The 21,135-nt window shown below is 32.4% G+C and carries 14 protein-coding genes; all 14 read right to left on the reverse strand.

Features of this window, described 5'->3' with window-relative positions; all coding sequences use genetic code 11:
* Window positions 1-56: 56 nt before the first annotated feature.
* The gene (locus AC3WSK_RS03410; RefSeq protein WP_492414076.1) at window positions 57-806 is read right to left on the reverse strand and encodes a hypothetical protein; all 750 of its coding nucleotides are present in this window, start codon (window positions 804-806) and stop codon (window positions 57-59) included.
* Window positions 807-854: 48 nt separating this feature from the next.
* Window positions 855-2,021, reverse strand: a complete 1,167-nt coding sequence (locus tag AC3WSK_RS03415; RefSeq protein WP_492414074.1) for a hypothetical protein — start codon at window positions 2,019-2,021, stop codon at window positions 855-857.
* A gap of 14 nt (window positions 2,022-2,035) precedes the next feature.
* Complete coding sequence (locus tag AC3WSK_RS03420) at window positions 2,036-2,503, reverse strand: hypothetical protein (protein WP_492414072.1); 468 nt, start codon at window positions 2,501-2,503, stop codon at window positions 2,036-2,038.
* Between the two features lie 12 nt (window positions 2,504-2,515).
* Window positions 2,516-6,364, reverse strand: coding sequence for a phage tail spike protein (locus AC3WSK_RS03425; protein WP_492414070.1), 3,849 nt, complete (start codon window positions 6,362-6,364; stop codon window positions 2,516-2,518).
* 12 nt (window positions 6,365-6,376) lie between these two features.
* The gene (locus AC3WSK_RS03430) at window positions 6,377-7,015 is read right to left on the reverse strand and encodes a hypothetical protein (RefSeq protein WP_492414068.1); all 639 of its coding nucleotides are present in this window, start codon (window positions 7,013-7,015) and stop codon (window positions 6,377-6,379) included.
* Between the two features lie 11 nt (window positions 7,016-7,026).
* On the reverse strand, window positions 7,027-7,683 hold the full coding sequence (locus AC3WSK_RS03435; RefSeq protein ID WP_492414066.1) for a hypothetical protein: 657 nt from the start codon (window positions 7,681-7,683) through the stop codon (window positions 7,027-7,029).
* Between the two features lies 1 nt (window position 7,684).
* The gene (locus tag AC3WSK_RS03440) at window positions 7,685-8,281 is read right to left on the reverse strand and encodes a distal tail protein Dit (RefSeq protein WP_492414064.1); all 597 of its coding nucleotides are present in this window, start codon (window positions 8,279-8,281) and stop codon (window positions 7,685-7,687) included.
* Complete coding sequence (locus AC3WSK_RS03445; RefSeq protein ID WP_492414062.1) at window positions 8,281-17,307, reverse strand: phage tail tape measure protein; 9,027 nt, start codon at window positions 17,305-17,307, stop codon at window positions 8,281-8,283. Before AC3WSK_RS03445 ends, AC3WSK_RS03440 begins: the two co-directional genes overlap by 1 nt.
* Before the next feature lie 175 nt (window positions 17,308-17,482).
* The gene (locus AC3WSK_RS03450; RefSeq protein ID WP_492414060.1) at window positions 17,483-17,842 is read right to left on the reverse strand and encodes a type II toxin-antitoxin system PemK/MazF family toxin; all 360 of its coding nucleotides are present in this window, start codon (window positions 17,840-17,842) and stop codon (window positions 17,483-17,485) included.
* Between the two features lie 7 nt (window positions 17,843-17,849).
* Window positions 17,850-18,047, reverse strand: a complete 198-nt coding sequence (locus AC3WSK_RS03455) for a hypothetical protein (RefSeq protein WP_492534776.1) — start codon at window positions 18,045-18,047, stop codon at window positions 17,850-17,852.
* A gap of 277 nt (window positions 18,048-18,324) precedes the next feature.
* Window positions 18,325-18,831 carry a hypothetical protein gene (locus tag AC3WSK_RS03460; protein WP_492414056.1) on the reverse strand — a complete coding sequence of 169 codons (507 nt, stop codon included), beginning with the start codon at window positions 18,829-18,831 and terminating at the stop codon, window positions 18,325-18,327.
* Window positions 18,832-19,132: 301 nt separating this feature from the next.
* Window positions 19,133-19,414, reverse strand: coding sequence for a hypothetical protein (locus tag AC3WSK_RS03465; protein ID WP_492414054.1), 282 nt, complete (start codon window positions 19,412-19,414; stop codon window positions 19,133-19,135).
* Between the two features lie 145 nt (window positions 19,415-19,559).
* Complete coding sequence (locus AC3WSK_RS03470; protein ID WP_492414052.1) at window positions 19,560-20,588, reverse strand: tyrosine-type recombinase/integrase; 1,029 nt, start codon at window positions 20,586-20,588, stop codon at window positions 19,560-19,562.
* A 46-nt stretch (window positions 20,589-20,634) separates the two neighbouring features.
* Window positions 20,635-21,135, reverse strand: coding sequence for a YomN family phage-derived protein (locus tag AC3WSK_RS03475; protein WP_492414050.1), 501 nt, complete (start codon window positions 21,133-21,135; stop codon window positions 20,635-20,637).

The raw sequence follows: 21,135 nt of genomic DNA on the forward strand, positions 1-21,135 counted from the left end.
TAAAAAGGGTAGAGGAGTCAACCTCTTACCCTAAGTATATTTATGTATTTTATTGATTAAACGTAAGAGAATGTTACACGTTGAAGTAAAGTGTTTTTACCTGCTGAAGCGTCAATAGGGACTTTCGCAAATACTGTTGCTTGAACAAAGTTACCGCCTGCTAAATTTGCATTAGTCCCGTCAGCTAAAGTATTATTTGCCAATCCTAGAATCTCTTTTGCGTTGGGTTTTTTATTAATTTTAATAGCAATCAATTCAATGCCATTATCGAATACTGATTTTCCTTCTTCAATTAGCCATGATGGTTCAGTCATTCCAGTTTCACCTGCATTGACGGCTCTATAAATAAAACCATTGTCAACGGTAGGCTTAATATAAGTATCTATAGCTATTTTTGTTTCTTTAGACCATGTTGTAGACGTACTTGCATGTACATTTGTTGTAATTCCATTTGTCCCTAAAAACTTTGTACCTGAAGGATTCTCTGTTCCAACACCACCTTTGCCCACAGGAGTAAAGCCTTGTTCATTCAGACTATCAACTCTAACTTTGAACCAGTTATCACGTACTGCTTCTACAATATTTCCTACGCTACTACCATCGCCACCATTACGGTCACGAGTAGTAAATTTAACATCCTCCATTTTGGAACAATCTTTTGTACCGCCCCGATTATTCCAAATGAAGTATGTTTTTTGAGGTGAATCAGACATAGCATCAACTGTACCATAGTTAACTGTAGTTTTTACTTCTGTAGATGTAGTATTTGTACCTTCATACCAAGAAACTATTGGTCTTTCACTCATTAATAATTCCTTCTTTCATATGTATTTTTTAATAATAGTCATCTTTTATTAAATTAAATCAAGAGAGTCGTTCAATAGAATTTTTACATTAACAGATAGATTTTGAGCGTCAACTGAAAAGGAGGGGACATGTAGTCTAAATACGTCTCCATTCTTCACCTTTGTATTAATTAATGTAAATGATTTATTGTTATAATAGTTATCTGCATCAATTGTTACTGGATTATCTGTGACATCAACCCAATCCTTAAAATTTGCAGATTTCTGTATTAGAATTGGAGTAGGGTGACTACCTTTTGTAGATACAAGTGCCTTAACATCAGTAATTACTCCGTCCCATTCAAACACAACATGTGGATCTTGAACACCCTCTAATATATCCTTTGGAATAATAAAAACTATTGTTTTCTCATTCACAAATTTAGTTATATTTTTTACCTTAATAAATTGTTCTTTACTCATCAAACCATTAATTTCTTCGTTTGCTAGGGGGACGTTTCCACCAAGAGCATCGATAGGTATCCAAACATTTCCGTTCCATCTATAACGTATGCCTGTGTCATACACTTGAGTTGTCCATCCGACCTCAGGGTAGGGGAATGTCTTGGCTATTTCATCATACGTATTAACGAATGGTTGATAAATTAAGACTGTTGTTTTATATGCATCTTTAACTAACTCAGTAGCTTCATTAGCTTTATGTGTAGCAGTTAAAGCTTGGTCTGTTGCTTGATTTGAATTATTTACAGCAACAACAAGATGATTCAAATATTCTTCATAATTATCAGTTCTATCAATTAATTCTTGAACTTGTAATTTACTTTTTTCAATAATTTCATGCAATGTCTCTGTAGAATCTGTTCCATCAAAATGAAGAATACGTGTGGAAGGGTAAAGTATCAAACCTCTTCCTTTATATACTATTGACATTGTTTCAGCTTCTTTTAATGCATGAAAGTAAACAAACCCGTTTGTATAGTCTACATAAAATTCATTGTTCTCTAAGCTTTGCTTCATGAACTTTTCATAATTAATCTCAAACATACCTGAAATTCTAACTCTAAACATTTCATCTGGTATTTCTAATAAAAAGACACGTTGATTTACTACACGAACAATATCCAGACGGTCTATAAATGGATCATTCGGTAATCCACTGCGCCATACTATATGAACAGGGTTATTAAATTCTAAATAATTTATAGGTAATGACAATTAATCACCTCTTTCTATCCACCAATATGTACATTTGAACTGAATCCATCTTTTACATTTGTACTAGTGTTTGCATGTGTTGAAATTGTAGAGTCTTTAGTTGCAACTAGGACGCCACCAATATAAACATTTTTAGTATTTCCAGTAGATACTTTTCCATTTGTATTATTGTGCTGACCACTCACATAACGCTCGTTTGATGAAAGACTATAAGTATCAGTTTCATCCGTACTATCGCCAAGTAGGGCGGGGTTTCTTCCTTGAATAAATACATTGGATTGTTTGGCTTTTATAGTTCCATTTATATTAGCATTAGTACTATATCCTCCAACCCAATTGTACACAGGCTCACGATTAGTACAGTAGCCATCATCGTCCCATGATGTGCATTCTGTCCCTGTTTGGATATATCTTTCAGTACTAATATGAGATACAGCAGTTGATTGATTTATAGAAGCTCCATTTAATGTAATTAACCCCATATAACAACCTCCTTAGTTAAGATCGATACGATTACCATTTATTTTTATACCATTAGCCGTCATTGATATTACATTATTACCAAAGCTTAATTCTAACTTTGAGTTGTTAATTGTAATACTTCCACTACCATTTCCACCTTTAATAGAAACTGTACGAGGGCTTAAAAGCTCAATAGATTTTTCTCTATCTGTTGTTAAATTAATTGAATGTTTCTCACCATACTCATCAACATATTCAGTAAAGAATCCATTAGGAGTTTTATATTGTTTAGCCTTGTTAAAATCAATATTGTTACCAGAACCAGTTCCCCAAATAGCAATAGGGTAAGCTTCAACTCCAGAACCTTCAAAGTACATTTCATATTTTGCTTTTTCCGATGAAGGATTGTTTAAATCAAATCTTGTCATGAATCTTAGGAATTTTTGTTTAATATGAACGTAATTGTAAGGGTCATTCTTATCGTAAGTTCGTAATCTAGTGACAGTTAAATCAGAAATGAAACTATCATCCTTATCCAATGATTCTAGAACTGATTCATCTAATTCACCGTTCATAATAAACAATTTTCGAGCATACAAGTTACCATCTTTATTTATCCAAAATCTAGGTTCTTTCTTTACATCGATAGCAATGCCTTCATTGGCGTTCAATCTAATTTGCTCACCGTTGTTACCATTGATTGTGATACCGTTCTTGTGGTCAAAGATGATTTTTTCACCTAAGAAACCATCTACAATTTTTAAATTATGAGTAGTGATATCTTTTGCATAGAGTCTTCCATCGATACCTATATAAAATTTTTTATCATTATTTACATGAATAGATATTCCTGCATTAGCATTTAATTTAATTACTGATTCTTTAACTCCGTCTCCATTAGGATCACCATAAATAGTAATACCATCTTTCCAGTCAAGTGTAATAGCATCACCTAAATCACCATCAACGATGCGAAGATTTTTTGTTACCATTCCTTCAGCATAAAGTGTTCCATCTTCCCACTTAGAATCACCTAAAGTAGCAAACAATTTACTAACCCATTTACCATTTTCCCATTTTTGTAGAGCAAGACCATTTGTAGCATTTAGATATGCACGGTATTTACCATCGCTACGTACAGCGATAAAACCAAAATCATTCATAATAAGATTGTTATGATATCTTCCCATAGTAATGCCTGAATAGAACAGAGAATCTTCAATTTCTTGTCGGAGACGAGTGGCTTCATCATAGTAATCTTTAAATTTTTGCACAAAAATACCACGATTCTCAATTTCACTCGTGGATTCAGTAAGAGGATCAGTCATATCTATAATTAAGTTATCTGATTCTAAATAACCGTTATTAATGACTTTTATATAGTTTGATATGTAGTTCATTAAATCTAGATAAGCATTTTTTAAAGCACTTGTTGAGTATTTATCAGTTGTAGAATAAACAGTAGGGAAGGTTTGTGTAAAAGTATCGAATTGCCCATCTACATCCGTAACATTATCTCTATCACTTCTTATGTATTTTTGAGCTTGTTGAAGAAGTAATTTGTAGTCTGAATGAATCTTATATAATTCTTTAATCAACTCTAATTTTTCAAGTGTTGTTAATTTTCCATCGGCAACAATTTTATCGAATAAACCGATGTCAAAATAATTATTCTCTGCGTCCATAATAACTTTGTCTAAATTATTTACAATTTTAATATTCTCAGCTACCATGTTTCGAGAATACAATGTACCATCAGTGTTAGCCCATAACACCTTTTTCCAATCGTCTCCGTCTCTTTTACTAACTGAAAACCCTTCGCATGTTGTTAAGGCAACTTTAGTGATATGATTCCACGAGACAAGTCCAAAACATTCATTTTCTTGTGGAATCAGGTTTCCGTCTTCATCTCTTTTATTATCAGAAACCAACCCTAATCGCATCACTTCATCACCATAACGATTGTAAATAGTAGTCCTAGAACCTTGCGTCATCCATATCCCTGATTCATCTTCAATAATCAAGTTAACTCCCGAAATTATTTTTCCGAAAATGCGCTCACCAAAAATCCCATCCTTTGATATTGCATGTTTCCAAGACTTACCGTTATCATTAGTTATGGCAAGAAATCCATTTTGAATAACAAGCCAACTTAACGGATCTTGCAGGTCTTTAACGATAATGCCACGTTCACTAATTTCTATTTTCTGATTGTAACCTGCCATTACTGCATTTTTTAATGCGTCCCACTTATTGTTAATGATGTCGTTGATAGCACCATTATTTTCTTCAGATAAATTCCATTTCCATTTATCCATTTGAACTATGGTAGAAGTATTACCTGCCTTATTAAGTTGCTCTAACCAGTTATTATCCTCATCGAATTCATTTTCGATAACAACAGAAATACTTTCGTTTTCGAAATCGTGAGTAATCTCAGTAATTTTAGCTTTTACATCTACTTGTAATCTGTCGTATCTAACTCTTACGATGTCTCCTAGACCAAGCTTATCCCAATCATTTTGACATTCAACTACAGAAAGGAAATCAATTAAATTCATGTCTAGTTTAATTTTAGGCTCTAGAAATTTCCTGAATACTTCTTTACCTTCTTCTAGCAAATCTTCATCATCAACAATAGAATCGTTTGTGTGTTCTTTTTCTATTTCAAAATCCGACAACTCTTCTATTTGTTCTGTAGTGAAATTATTCTCCCTAGCTAATTTATCTTTCAAATCATTTAATTCATCTTCATAATTGGAAAGCTGATATTTTAACTCTCTAATAAAAGCTTCTTGATTTGATATTTCAGCTCTTTTTGTCTCTAAACGTTGTATGATGTCTTGATGATTAGGGGAGGAGGATTGAAAGTTGGCATTAGACAAATCTAGCTCGTCCTCAATAATAATTCTTTGCGTATTTAGGACGCTAAGTTTTTGATCTTCTGTTTGGATAATGGATCTTTGTGCAGTAACCAATGCAGTTAACTCAGTAAACTTTTCAGATAGAGATGCTACTAACAGTTTGTAGTCTTCTAACGCTATACATAAACTGTCGCTTAAATATTTTGAATGACTGATGACAACTTCGTTTTCACGTGCAAAAGGGTAGATATAATACCTATAATCTTCAAGGTATGATTGTCCTGTAGGATTTAATCTTCGGATCGATAAACCTTCTTGACCATAGACTTTTAAACGAGTTATAGTATCTATTGTATTTGTAGCTAAATTGAATGACTCTATATATTTACCATCTCTTAAATAAAATCCTTTATCTTTACCAATATTATCAGGTTTATAGAAATTTATTTCATACTTAACTGAATCCCAAACGATTAAAGCGTTCCAAACGTTAGCTAAATCATATATTATTTCTAAAACATTATTTGAGGCAACCTCATAACTACGGTAAATTTCTTCGAAATAGCTATCTACATATCCTAATTTCCATTTTGTATTTACTGAAGATAGGATTTCGCTTGTAACTTGTGATAGAGTTTTACTGACAACCTCAAATTCTCTAATATTCTTATCGCTTAATTGAACTCCAAGAGATAATGCAGTATAACTGATATATTCGTCATCACCATACGACTTACTGGACTCGTTCATTAAGAAATACTCAGTCGTATTTCCGTATTTTAATTTGAAAAGATATCTATTTTTTATTTTATCGATATTTTTATTATCAACAGGAACGCCGTCTTCAACTAGTACCGTAGGAATTTTAAAAGAGATCTCATTTAATACTGAAATCTTTGTACTGTAATTGATATCATAAGCTTCGCTTATCCTTGCTATTGTTTTCTTATCAGGTCTACATAGAAAAATCCTAGCACCATCTGGTTTTAAATTATAATTTATTTCACCTAATTTCAATCATTCATCACCTCACTCTTGTAAAAAGACATATTGATGTCTAATATCCATATCAAAATCACCTTTGCCTTTTAAGAAGTTATCGCCTATCACTAATTTCAAATACTCATCGTTATGATCATCATACCTATACACGCCTAAATTTTGTCTGTCTGATACTATATCTTCTTTTTGACAATCGATGAATACTTCTTCATTGTTTATTAGATTCTTTATTTCTAATTTTTGATTTGTATTTAAATTACTAAGCTCAATATCGCCATTACCATTATTTTTTCTAATCCACAACTTAGGTTTAATATCAAAGTCACCTAAATTTTCTAGTAATTCACAAGGATCGAAGGAAATAGAAAATGATTGTACATAAGGTTTTTCGTTATCCTTAACTGAATTTAAAACAATTCTGTACCTGAAGATTAACCCATCTAATTTATAACCATTTAATAAATCAGTATCATTGAAATTTATTTGCTTCCACTCAGTCCAATTAACATAGTCATAAGAAGCCGAAAAGAAGAAGTCTACTTTTTGATTATGTATATTTATAATATTTGAAAGTATCGTTGTTAAGTACTTAGAAGAAACATTAGAAATTTCATAAGTCTTAGAAATATAAGAACCTGTTGAATTTATTAAAGAACCCCATTTCATTCTAAAAACTCCTATTCTATTTTTCCGAATGGTCTAAATTCACAACTAGTTCCGACCTTTTTCCAAATTATGTTTTTAGCTTTTCTCCATACAACTGAACCATCTATAAATGCTGTGTCGTTTTGAATCGATGCCCATTCAGGTTCAGTAGGGGAGGAGTATCCTGCTGTTTCGCAAATATAATAATGAGTTTTACTTCCGTTAGTTGGGAAGACTAAACTACCAACTTCATAGTTAAATTCATTTTTCCAAGTAGTACCTGCTACGTCGTAGAATTCTTGGTTTAATGTTGTAAGGAAAGATGGGTGGGTAGTTGAGCTTTTGCCATCGACAACACATTCATAAAGTCCACCATTATCTACAGGAGGCTTTACTAAATTACCTATACTGTAATTCTTATTAGGTAGCCATTTTTTAGCTTGAATACCTTCTCTAATTACAACCCATCCAACAAATGATCCAATTGTTGGGGTTTTATTCCAAAGAATGTGTCCAATTTTATATAGCTTATTCTCATTTAGATTTTCAATCGAATCAGTAGAATTTTTTAAATATCGTTCTATTTTTTTAAAATTATCCCCATAACTTACAATAGTTTGTTTTATATCGTCATCCTCAAAAGTGGACTCAGTTGTAATATTTAAATCCAGTTGATTTGTGGTTTCCATCTCATAATTCACCCCATTTCTTTATATTGGGGTATAGCGACCCCCAAGAGTTGTCTACTTTATCAATTGTTAATCCGTTTGAAGTGACCTTTGTATTAAAAAAGCTCCCTTGAGAAAAGGAGCTAATATCATCAATTATCTGATAACCTGTATTAGAATCTCTAAATTCTAAATTATTGAAACTGTGTTCATGCGAATAAGAATAAGGTGAGTCACATCTGATATTTAATTCAACATAACCCTGTTGTAACCCGTTATGTATTAAATTAGAATCACCCTCTACAATAGCGTTAAAAACTCTATTAGGGTTACTTTCAAATACCAAAGGTTTGTAATATGGTTGAAATAACCATCGAGCAATTTTTCTTATATCTTTGTCTTCAATCCAACTTTCTAGATAAAAAGACAAACTGAAAGAGAGTGGTTCGTGTTCCACTCTCTGAAAGTAAGGCTTCTCATTATTAGCAATCTTTTTCTCAATGATATTACGTTTAGGAAGAAAGTTTTCTTCGAATAAACCACCTTTAGACCAAGTAATTTTAACACCCATATCTTTCGAAGAGATATTGTCATACATAAAATGAATAGACTCTAACATTACTTTCTCATTCCTTTCTTGCGTAACAAATTATTATCGATCATTTTACTAAGTCTATCTAAATCATTTCTGTCACCATTCATTTTATCAATATGGAAGTCAATTTTAATATCACCGTAAGTATCTCCGCTAACAACAGGAGAGTTCTTTTGAGGCGGTGTAAACTTTGATAGGAAAGGGGATAGGTTACTCATGATTTTATCCATCACATTAATTGAGTCAAAGAATCTTGCGTTCTCATCTTTAGTCAATATTCTTTCATGAGGATGCATGATAGCGTATTTACCGCCTTTACCATCAACACCAAGACCAGACCAATTAGTTAATCCACCAGTATCAAGTGAAGCAATCTTTCTTTGCATTAGTTCTCTTGTTGTAGCATTATCCACCATACCTAAGTTTGAGTCGAAGAATGATTTCATTTGATTAACCTGTGCAGATGTATATGTACTTTTCACAGCATCAAATGTAACATTCTCTGAAATTGGTGAACCGTTTCTTCTTCCTTGCGATGCAACTCCATCAGCTTTCGCTTTTAATGCCGTTTTAGTATTGGTACTTAATGATGGGTCAGGTACAAGTTTTTCATAAATAAATTTACCTAACATAACCTGCATATCTGCCTTAGATAAACTTCCATCATTTGTAGATTCATGCTTATTACCAGAAATACTACTTATGAACTGCTCAATAAAACTATCGTATTTACCACCTAACATTCCTTTATTGCCATCAAAGTATTCGTATAAAGAATCCATCTCTGCTTGAGTAAGTCCTTGAATTGAATCATTAAAATTAACATCATCTTTAGTAAATTGTGTACTGCCATTTTTTCTACCTTGCTCAGCTAACTGCTCTGCCAGTTGACGGATTTTATCTTTATCTTTACCTGATGTGTTAGGAGCAACATTATCGTATAAGAATTTACCTAACAATACTTGCAAATCAGCTTCAGATAAATTACCGTTAGATGATTGTGATCCATTGCCATCATTAGGATCGAAATTGAATGAACCGTTATCAGATCCTTTTTGACTATTATTAAATTCATTTATTAAATTCAGAGCTTCTTTTAAATTATCAATTACATTATTTCTAATTGACATTCCTACAGCGTCCATCGTATCATCAAGCGTATCTGCAAGTTCAGGTAGTGTAGCTTCCATTTCACCAATATACTTCATGAAATCAGCATTAACCTTTTCAAAATGACCAGATAGGATCGCTTCTCTTATCTTAGCAAACTCTCTTTCGTCATTAAGTAAATCTTTATAATGCTTTTCCCAATATTCTTTTTTACGATTAATTTTATTGATTTCATTTTCATGTTCTTTATCCTGAAGTTCAATTTTTTCATTAGTTTCTTCTTCTTTAGCTTCTAAAGCATCGTTTAAAGATTCTTTACGTAGCTCAACTTCACGATCATGACGTTTTTCTGCAATATTCTTATCAATTTCATCTAATTGCTCTTGTAACTTTTTACGTTTAGCTTTAGCTTCATGCGAGTTATCTAAGGCTAAACTATCGAATTCACTTTGAACATTATTACGCTCTTTTTCTAAGTCTGAAATTTCCATGTCGTAGCTTCGTTGAGATTCTTGACGATCAATAAGTCTTATCTTATCTTCAACGTTTTTTCTGAACAGATCCATTTCATCATTAAGCTGTTTTATGATTTGTTCATGTTTTTCATTTTCACGTTTAATTTCATCATCAAGCATTTTAATATGCTCATCTCTACGTTCTTGGACATATTCTTTATATGCATTGATAACTTTATCTGCCACATTACTCAACTGAGACTCATTAGCTTTTTCAACTTGTTTTGTATAATCTTTGATAGAAAGGGTAGCATTCAAGTAGGCTATATGTTCATCTGCCATAAGCTTTTTGACTTCTTTGATACGTTCAGCAGTAATATCACGTTGTTTTAACTCTTCAACTAAAGCGTCTCTAGTTGATAAATGCTGTTGAGCTATTTTTTCATACTCCGCAAGTATAATTTTCGTGTATTTAACGTAATCAACAGAACCTTCATCAAACATTTTACGAATCGCTTCAGCTTGATTAATTGCAGATTCCATGATTCCAACTTTTTCATCAGATTGAGTCTTAATATTAATTAAAATATCATAATCACCATTTTGAATGGTAATTTGCAGTTCTTTAATACCTAGAGTCAATTCATCAATACGTTGTCTTGCAGACTTTAGAGCTTCACCAGTTAATTCATTTCTGTTTATTAAGGCAGTTAATTGAGTTAATTCATAGCGATTAGAATTTTGTTTCTCTCTCATTGCATTATTTATATTCATGAGAGTTTTTACATATCTAGCAGAAGATGTATCCAATTCTTCCAGTTTAGCTTTTTCGTAGTTAATAGTTTTATCTTGTATTTGTCGCAACTCTTCATACTTTGCGATATACGATTCAACTTTACTATTTTGAATCTTCTCTTCTACATTCTTTATACTTTCAGCAACATCCCACCAAGATAACGATAATTCACTTAGTTGATTAGCTAATTCATCTTTTAAAGCAGGGGAGATGTCAGTACGTTTAAGTTGTGTACGAATGAAGTTTGCTTCTTTATGTAATAAAGACTGTTTATATTCTAAATGCTTACTTTCTTTTTTTAGCTCATCTCGATATGCCTTAGAATGCTCTGATTGTTGTTCAGAAAGAATATTAGACTTCTTAATCGAAAGGTCTACACTATTAATAAGGTCGTCATAATAAGCAATATTAGCTTTAACCAACATGTCATTTAAGTTTTCGATAGTTTCTTTAGAATTAAGTACATCTTTTTGTAAACCTAAATAGTCTGACTTAGCTTGGTCAATGGCTTGTTGAGTAGTATCAATACCGACACCAGAACTACCATTAGTACCTGCAAATTGATTGTAATATTGGTTAGCATAATCTTGACGTTTACCAACTTGTGAACCACCTGAGCGTTCAAACAATCTTTCAAATTCTGAAGCATGTTGAGAAGATGATAAATCACTTCTTTGTAAAGAAGCTAAAGCTTTTTTCTCACTACCATTTAATTCTTTCCATGCATAATCTAATTGTACCTGTAAGTCAGTCCAAGATTTACCTACTGATTTAGCATAGTCTTGTAATCCAGTTTTTCTTCCACCTAACCATTGGAAAATTCCAGATGCTCCTGTAGACTTGTTAACTAAACTTGAGTTAAAGCTTGATTCCTGTTGAATATTACCCAAAAGTCCTGCAATAGCTTTGTCATTTAAACCTTTAGATTTAAAATAGTTCCACACTATCGCTTGTTGACTAGATGTAGATGAGGTAGGGGAGCTACCTGCACGAATGGAATTTAAAGTAGCAGTAGGGTTGATTGTTTGACCTTTTGAATTATTTTGTTCGTAGTGTAGGTGAGCACCTGTAGTATAACCAGAGTTACCAGATTTACCAATTTGAGTTCCTGCTTCTACTTGGTCGCCAACTTTTACTAGAGTACTATCTAAATGTGCTAGTAAATGTCTAATGCCGTCTTTATCTTCAATAACTACCAAGTTACCATAAGTCCAGTCCATCTTTTTACCATTTGTATCTGATGTAGCTGAACCTGCCTTGATGACCTTACCAGACACAGGAGCATCAACACGAGTACCAGTAGGCATGGCAATGTCAACACCACGATGATTATCTGAACGTTCACCATATCCAGAAGTAATTTTCCCACTATAACCATTGATGGATTTTACAGTAACATTACCAGTTTGCTGAATTTTACCTGATGCAATCTGAGATTGTATTGCTTTAACTTGTTTTTCTTGAAGTGCTAGTTTTTCTTTTTCAAGTTTGATTTGAGCTTCTAGTGATTTTTTATATTCCTTAGAATGTTCAGGGAATCTAGCTTGTATCTTTTGTTGTTTTTCAATAGCTAAGGTAAGCTCTTCTAATTTTTGTTTATATTCATCAGTTATCCAAATTGATTTCTCTTTTTCGGCATTGTTTTCTTTTTGAGCTTTAGTATTACCGCTCGTAGATTTAGATGAGTTTTCAATTGCAGTATTGAAGCCGTCAATCGTATCTATGTTAGTATTTAATTGACTTTGAAGTCCCTCTAACTCAGATGTATAATTGCTGATACCTGACTGAGCTTGACCTAAAAGAGTACCTGCACGATATGCTTTCATTCCATATGTATAACTGTTTGGATCTTCGTCTTCCATACTCTTCGTAGCGTCATTGTAAGCTTCTTGTAACTTTTTTTGAAGGATACTTAATGCTTGTATTTCTTTTTTTATATTTTCAATACGTGCTCTAGTTGCAGTAGCAGATGCCAAAGTAGCTTGTTCTTCGGCACTCAACTTTCCATCACGAGCAAGTTTATAACCTTTTAGCAGAACTTCGTTTGCTTTATTTTCTTGTTCAATAGCTTTACGTTTCTCTTCGGACAGAGCAATAGCTTTACCATCTTTTCCAAGTAAATCAGGGTATAGTCCTGACAGTTCTTTCATTATAGCTACTCGATCATCTAAAACTTTTTTAACCGAAAGTTCTTCCGCAGATAAGTTCTCTTTTATATAAATATCTTCAAGCTGTTGTTGAGTGTAGCCTGCCAATTGATTAGTTAGCATATCGTATTGGAATATTAAGTCATTTAATGCTTCAACACCTGATTGTGATACACCCGCCATAGCTTCGGTTGCATCTTTGTAGTCTTTCATTTTTGAGGCTAGCTCTGATACTGATTCCGAAGCTTGTTCTGCTCCTTCACCAAACTCAACTGCATTAGCTTTAGCTTGTTCTAAACTTACTCCACTTTCTTTAGCCTCTTTAGCTAATTTTTTATGCTCAGTAGATGTATCAGAAAGCTTCTTTTTGAGGACTTCCATAACAGCAGAAACGTCTTCTGCTTTCATCCCACTTGATTTTAAAATATCAGGTAGGGTAGAAAGAAACTTTTCTGCGTTTTTCTCCATCTTACCGAATGATTCTTCTGATGCACCCTCTAAATCAGCGAAAACTTTAATTAAATCATTAGAAACATCAGAAAATTGCACTCCAGAGAACAAATTTTCTAAAGCACTTTTAACATTATCTAAGTCTGATTTATTTACTGCATTTAATAGTTGGAGTGTTATATTTTTAGCAGATTCTTTTACGGATTCATCTAATTCTGAATTGCTATTTATGATGTCATTAATGGAATCAGAATATACTAGTCTCAATGATTCTGTGTTCTTTATTATATCGTTAGCATAAGGGGATATTTCCTGATAAGTTTCATTTAATCCATTTAATGCTTCCGTATAATATTCTATTGCTTTTTCATCACCAGAAGCATTAGCCTCTTTAAGAGCCTTTTCAACTTTTACAATGCCATTTTCTACATCTTTAAATGTTTGATATACAGGTTTACCATTATCATCTATAAACTTAAAACGTTTTTCTTCTGGAATGTCATTAATTGTAGCAGAGATATCTTCTGACATTTTACTACTTGATTTCAAAACATCTAGATAAGAATCTATTGCGCCTTGCGAGTCCTTAATTGAATCTTTATACGTATCAATGTTATCATCACGTTTTTCTCTAGCTTCAGCTTGTGCTATTTTTTCTTGAATTTCGAGTTGTTTTTGTAACATTTCAACTCTAATTTTAACGGCATCTGAAGACCCGACTACTTTACGTCCGTATGTATCCTCACCTTGAACTAAAGAAGGCATTATTTTACCTAGTTCATCAGCTACTTCCGCATGTTTTTGAAGTGTCGAATCTGATTTGTCTCCGTCACTCATAGCTTTTTCTAGCTTACTATATTCGTTTGCTAATTCATTGATACTATCTTTATTCGACTTATAAGAATCCATTGTTTGCTTTGTTTGAGATTCTAGCTCTTCAGCCTTTTGACGAGCATCACCCATTTTGCCCATGAGTTTTTCTAAAGCTACACCAACTAAGATTAGTGGAATTCCGACTCCAAGTGACGCCAAGAAACCTTTCCACGCCACACCTAAAGTTCTTGTACTAGCTGTTAGCATTTTGTTCCACAAGTCAGTACTTTTTTGAGCACCGTTGAAACCTAATAAAGTAACTGTGGCAGAACCGACACTAGTACTCAATGTTCTAAATCTTGTAGATAATGCAAATGTTGACATTCCTACTGTACCTAAAACTACAGGAAGTAAACCGATTCCATCTACAAGCTTAGTTATAACACCTAAACCACCTGAAGCTACTTGAAGAAATGCCACCATTCCATCTGTAAGAAAAGCATCACCTATAGAAACAGCTAGCTTTTCAAATTCAACTTTAGTCAACGCTATACGTGCTTCTAATGATTTCATGTAAATTTCGTTCTCACGCAATGCAGAACCTGCTGAGTCTTTAGATGTCTCATACATTTCTCTGTACATTGATTTTGCAGAACCTAAATCATCTAATAATGCTTGCATACGAGATATGTGATATTTACCTGCTAAACCTTCCATAACAGAAATTCTTTCAGTATCATTTAGCTCTTTTACTTTGTTAGCTACTTCAGTATAAACCTGAATAATATCTCGCATATTACCTTGTTTATCTGTTAGAGATACATTAACCATATTTAACGCATCTTGCGCAGGAGCGCTAACTAAACGAGGCAAAACATTTTTGACGAAGTTACCGACCTCATCACCGCTCTGTTTCGTGCTTGCGGTTACGGTACCAATAATTGCGTTAAGTTGATCGTACTCAAGCCCCATAGCATTAGCTGTTGCGCCTGCACGAGCTTGACCTTTTGCTAACTTTTCTGTAGTAGTTGCAAAGTTATTGGATATATTATTCCAACTATCGATAATGCCCATAGCTTCTGATGCATCTTTCTTCCATTGCACCAATGAAGCTGTCATATATTCACTTGCTTGTTGTGCTGTAATCTCGCCTACATTAGATGCAACTAAACCTGCGTCTGCAAGAGTTCCTAACTCAGCACCTTTATATCCTTGACGGGCAAATTCGATATAGGCATCCAAAGCTTGAGAAATAGATTGTCCGAATTTTTCAGCAGATTGTGTTGCTCTGTCAAAAATTGCACCCATATCTGTACCGTTATCTACTACCTTTTGAATGGATACCAATTTGGAATCAATATCGATTAGTATAGTTCCGAATTCCTTTGCAGTTCTGATAGCGCCATAAAAAGCAGTACTTGCCGCCATCCAGACAGGAAACCGTTCCATCGCAATTTTAAAAGCTTCCATTACTCCAACAGAACCTTTGGAAGCTTGGGTAGATTCAGCATGGAACTGCTTAACTTTTTCTTTTAGTACATCAATTTCTTTTTGATTATTCTTCAGGGAAGTTGGATTTATAATATTTAGCTTACTTAAACTCTCAATCTCTTTTCTTAATTTCTCAGCCTTAGAAGCATCCATTGTGCGAGGGAAGAGTTTTTCAGTTCTTGTCAATTCAGAATTAAGACGAGAAAGGGAGTTTTGCTGTTTTTCAAATGTATCTAAATTCTTTTCGCTGGATTTCAACTTATCAAACTTACCACTCATTTGAGTTAACAGGTTATTGACATGAGCTAAATTACCAGTTTCAATTCTCGATAACGAATCAGTAAACTTATGTATCTCTTTATTAGTAAGTAATCCTGACTCTTTCATCTGCTGTAACAGGTTGTTTATTTCACGAGTCTTAGTTTCAAACTGCTTTAAACTATTACTGTCTTGTCCAAGTTGTCGAATATTCTTAGACGTGTCAGAAATTAACTTGTTTAGCGTTTTAATATCTTCAGGAGTATTGAGCTTCATATTATTAATAGAGTCAATATCTGATTTAATCTTACTAAATAAAGTATTGTTTGATGGAACATTAAAGTTATTTGTAACATTTTTTAATTTATTATTTAATTGTTCAACTTCATTACCAATATTCTTAAACGTGTTCGAAATTTGAGCATCAATTTGTGTTGTTTTTCCAAATTTATTTATTTCTTTATTTAGATTATTTAACTCAGTTACAGTAGTAGCTATTTTTGCATCTTGAGTAAATTTAGCTAAATCAGAAGATGTAATTTTACCTTGGCGCTGTAACAGTTCTAAATTGTCTGTAACATCTTTATATTTTTCTTGTAACTTTATATATGTATTTATTTGTTTTTCAATTGAAGAGAAGTCCTTATTGGCAGATTTCATACCTTTAACTGAATCAAAATTTATACCTGCTAATTTATCTAACTTGCCGATAAACTTATCTACAACAATCGGATCAAATGCATTATTCTTATCTTTTGTAAACTGATTTAGCTTTTGAGATAATTCGATGGCTTGTTGATTAATATTAGCCATCGAATTTTGCATCTTGTTTTCATGCGCAGTTTCTTTATTAATACTCCTCATCGATTCCAGAACTTTATTTAGTTCAGTATTATTGATCGAAGAAGAGATGCTATTTTTAAAATTTTCATATTGTTCTTTAGATAGCTCACCTTGTCGTGCAAACTTATTTAACTCTTCCATACCTTTAGATAAATTCAATTTTAAATCCTTAGAGCTAATATCATGGACAGTTTGACCAACTTGTTTTAATCCTACGACTAGATTATTGGTATCTAATATTGGTTTTAGATGGGTTTCTTGAATCTGATTCAGACCAGTTTTAACTCTTGTGACAACAGCATCTATCTTTTCTAATCCTTGAGCGTCTACGATAGTCTTGATTTTAAATTCGCCATTCTGCTGTTTTATATGATTCTTCAACTGATCGAGAGATTTCATTGACTCAACAACATCTTGCTTAATACCTTGAGATAGGGTAGGGGAATGTGACTTATTTGAGCCTATACTACTTAGCTCTTTATTCAACTGTGAAACTTGCTTCTGTAAAGACTCAGTTTCTTTACGCAAAGTATCGAATGTATCTCCATTACCTTTAACTGTATTTAACTCAATATCTAATTTTAAGTCTTTTTTTATCTTGTCTAAATAACTTTGGATGTTGTTTCTTGATGATGAATCATTTACGCCTAAAGCAATTAATAATTCAATTGGGTTATTTGTAGCCATTTCCATCCTCCTTTATTAATTGCAAAATAAAAAGAAGAAATTGAGTGATTCATTTCACTTAAATTCTTCTTTTTTATATTTATGTATTTAATTATTTTAGGGTATAATAAAACCCTTCCATTAAAATATAGAAAGGGAGCGAGATATGTGTATAAGTTTACTTAGTTTGTAATTTCTATGGTTGTTTTAAACTTTCTTCATACTCTTTTTGCATATTTAAGATAGGATAAAATTCATTAAATTTCAAGACTACTTTGTCGTAATCACTTTGATCTAACGTCCCGACATGTTCCGCATCCCCATCTAAAATAAAAGGTGTATATCGATCACATTGAACATATGACTCACGCTCTAAATTCGCTTCACGCCAATATTTGATTTCCACTCTATTTTGAGGTCTTGGTTTAGTAGTTATTTTTAATGCAATGAATTCATCAGGGGTTGAAGTTAAAACAAAAACAAGGACAGGGCGCTCTTTATCACCATGTCCTTCTTCATAAGGATGGTTGAGCCTGTATATATCTTTTGCTTTCATGAATAAATTAATCCTCCATCCAAAAATCGTAATCGGGATGAGAAGGGTCTATTTGCATAACTCCGTTCTTAACTACTACAGATTCTTTACTTACTACAAGCTCTTTAATACGATTATTGTCAATTTCATAACTTTGAGTAATTTTGTCTTTTACTTCGTGTTTTTCGTCAACTGCTTGCATGTCTTCATCCTCCTTTTTCTTCACTTACTATCACCTCCCATTAAACATAGTGATCTCACTATTATATATGAGAGTTTGATAGAGTTTAGTTAGGGAAATTATAGCATATATTAGCATATTATCAAGAATGTTTAATTTTTCCTTCGACAATCTACGTATTATCTATATTAAGTAGGGGGAGAAGAGTGCAATATCTTTCATTAATGAACATTATAATTGGTAATACTTATGTATTTTATTGAATAAAAACAACCTAATCATTTGAGAGTAGGTTGTGAAGTACAATTAAACTAAAATAGTACTAGTCAGTGAATAATTGGTACTTATCCATAATTTCAGTGACCATCAACATATCATTTTGAGCATTAACAGCATAATCTTTTGCGACAGAACTATCTAAATCTGATTTTGAATCATAGGATTTAATTTGATGTTCAGAGTACTGTTTAGCATTGAATAAAAATGATGAAAAATAATTATCTATTTCTTTTTCTACATTATTCACAGGAGTGTAGTTAATCCCATTTATATATACTAGAAATTTTCTATATAAATCCTTTTTCTCTTCAATATCTATTCCTGAAGCATTCTTTAAATTCTTGTTGAATTCTCCAAGTTTAGTGTTTGCCTCTAACAGGATATTATAGTATTCAAGCGAGACTTTTCCATCCTGCACACCAATAGGATAGTTAGATAAGTCTACTTTTGATTCACTACTAGCACTTACTTTTTCATCATTTTCTTTTCCACAAGCAGAAAGAAGGAGAGTAAAACACAGTAGTACTACCCACAATCTGTTAAATTTCATAATTATGCCTCCTGAAATACAAAATTGTATACAAATAGGATAGCATAATTATGAAATTTATGATATATGTAGTAATTTATTCGTTTTTAAAATCAATAAGCTCTTCAAAACTTTATGTTCAAGAATGAAGCATCCTTCTTTGAACTTGATATGAGAGTAGTTGAAATCTTATCTACAATTCAATACTAACAGGATAGTGGAATAAATTCAAGTGTTTTTATGTATTTTGTTAAATAATTATTTTGGTAAAAGTAAAAGGTAGTAGACCTTACTTAGTTAAGTGAGGTCTACAATGTCCAAGTTAATTATTTAACCCTAAAATAACCATCCATCCACCAACAGCATTACCTGACTCAACTTTTACCTTTTTAAAAGTTTCCCATTCATGTCCTACTTCAAAAGCAACATCAATAAATTCTACATTTTCATTCTCATAATACTCTGTGAATTTATCGTGTGTTTCTGCTTCGTTTTTATGAATATTAACAATCAACTTTCCATCTTCTTTAGTATAGATTCCGTTGGTATCAAGTTCAAATGTATCTATATCCATTATAAGTATTCTTTTAAAATGTACTGTCATGAATACACCTCCAATTTACTTAATTATATATAAAAATGGAATATTTGTCCTGACCTTTTTGCTGTGTACATTAAATAATATTCTGATTTTACTTAAATAACTCAAGTAAACCCCTAAAAAAAGAGTAGGGGAGTAATTCAATTATTTATACATTAGCTTCTTCTAATTTCTTTTTAGCTTTTTCTTCTTTTAACTTAGCAATCTTTTTCCGAACATCAGCTTTAGATGCAGGTTTAATATATGACTGACGAGTAGTCTCTACACTTTTGTGATTTCCCATTTCAGCCGCTAAAGCTAAATCACCAGTTGTTTCATAAATTTGATTCAATGCAGTTTTACGAATACTATGTGAGCGAAAATCATCGATTCCAATGATCTCACCAAATCGTTTAATCCTCCACTGAATTGTCTCTTTAACCATTTGTCTATATTCGCCGTTATGTTTAGTTATGAATAAAGCATCCACTTCCGAATTGTCCATTTCTTTACGCATTTCTAACCATTCTTCAATTAGCTGTTTTGTATCTTCTTCGAATATTACCTCAACTTTATATCCACGTTTTTCACGAATGTCTTCAAATAACATGCCTTCTAAATCTAAAGATGATAATGTCAACTTTGAAATAGCTCCAACACGGTTACATGATTGAATCATGATATTCCAAATGAGTCGATCTTGAATATCATATCTTTTATCTTCAAATAAACCTTTAGAAATCTTATCAATTTCTTCTTGAGTAAGGTAATGAGATGCAATAATACTCTCTTCGTTAGCGCCTTTCATTCGTTCTAGTTTATTTGCAAATGGATGTTTCTCGATAAACTGTCTTTTTTCAGACCAATTGTAGAAACTAGAAATAACACTTAATTTAGTATTAATTACTTTTTTATTGTTTCCTAAAGTTTCTTGGCAGAAGCTAATGAATCCTTCCATAATATCTACAGCATCATCTAAAAAATCTTCATCATACAAATTAATATTGTCGCACTCTTCCATGAGATAGACCAAAAACTGATTGAAGTAGTTCTTATACACTTTGTAAGTAGTGTCTTTAACATCTCTGTTTTTCTGAATATTACTTTTTAAATATTTTTCATACAGTTTTACGTTATCTGGATTCACCTTATTTAATTTTTCTTTAGTAAAGTATCGAATCTTTGTAATTTTACTCATTCATCATTCTCCTTTCACAAGAATGAAATAAAAAAAGACTTGAAGCTTATCTAACTTCAAATCCTAGTTTTTTATATGCGTTTTTAATTGAGTTAACAAGTGGTGTAGGATTAGCTTGTATACGCTTTATTGTAGTTTGTACAAATGGTCTAGCCTCACTCCATCTACCAGTACGATACCAATTTTCATCAATACCATCCTCAATGGTATCTGTAATAAATTGACCTTGCAACGAATCATAATCCTGTTCATAGACAGGGGAGAAGTGACCTTGTCCTAACGTTAAGTTTTCAAATAGGACTCTAACTTTTCCATTAGTAACTTCAACCTTTGTAATCTTCATGTTACGAACGTCAGATAAACCACCATCATTGCCTCTACGTAAATATTCAACAGGTATATAACGACGATAAACTACATCTTGTACAGCTTTAGACATTTCTTTAGCTAATACTTTTTCAATACCTTTGTCTTTAAATAAAGTATTAATAATGTCTCCACGTTCTAAATAGCGTTTCAATTGGTTTAAATCTTTTACCTGAACCAT

The sequence above is a fragment of the Lysinibacillus sp. EB271-A1-10B genome, assembly GCF_058791335.1.

Coding starts and splice junctions, on each gene's coding strand:
- AC3WSK_RS03410 (WP_492414076.1), bottom strand. CDS start 806: ATGAGTGAAAGACCAATAGTTTCTTGGTATGAAGGTACAAATACTACA.
- AC3WSK_RS03420 (WP_492414072.1), bottom strand. CDS start 2,503: ATGGGGTTAATTACATTAAATGGAGCTTCTATAAATCAATCAACTGCT.
- AC3WSK_RS03430 (WP_492414068.1), bottom strand. CDS start 7,015: ATGAAATGGGGTTCTTTAATAAATTCAACAGGTTCTTATATTTCTAAG.
- AC3WSK_RS03435 (WP_492414066.1), bottom strand. CDS start 7,683: ATGGAAACCACAAATCAACTGGATTTAAATATTACAACTGAGTCCACT.
- AC3WSK_RS03440 (WP_492414064.1), bottom strand. CDS start 8,281: ATGTTAGAGTCTATTCATTTTATGTATGACAATATCTCTTCGAAAGAT.
- AC3WSK_RS03445 (WP_492414062.1), bottom strand. CDS start 17,307: ATGGCTACAAATAACCCAATTGAATTATTAATTGCTTTAGGCGTAAAT.
- AC3WSK_RS03450 (WP_492414060.1), bottom strand. CDS start 17,842: ATGAAAGCAAAAGATATATACAGGCTCAACCATCCTTATGAAGAAGGA.
- AC3WSK_RS03460 (WP_492414056.1), bottom strand. CDS start 18,831: ATGAAATTTAACAGATTGTGGGTAGTACTACTGTGTTTTACTCTCCTT.
- AC3WSK_RS03465 (WP_492414054.1), bottom strand. CDS start 19,414: ATGACAGTACATTTTAAAAGAATACTTATAATGGATATAGATACATTT.
- AC3WSK_RS03470 (WP_492414052.1), bottom strand. CDS start 20,588: ATGAGTAAAATTACAAAGATTCGATACTTTACTAAAGAAAAATTAAAT.
- AC3WSK_RS03475 (WP_492414050.1), bottom strand. CDS start 21,135: ATGGTTCAGGTAAAAGATTTAAACCAATTGAAACGCTATTTAGAACGT.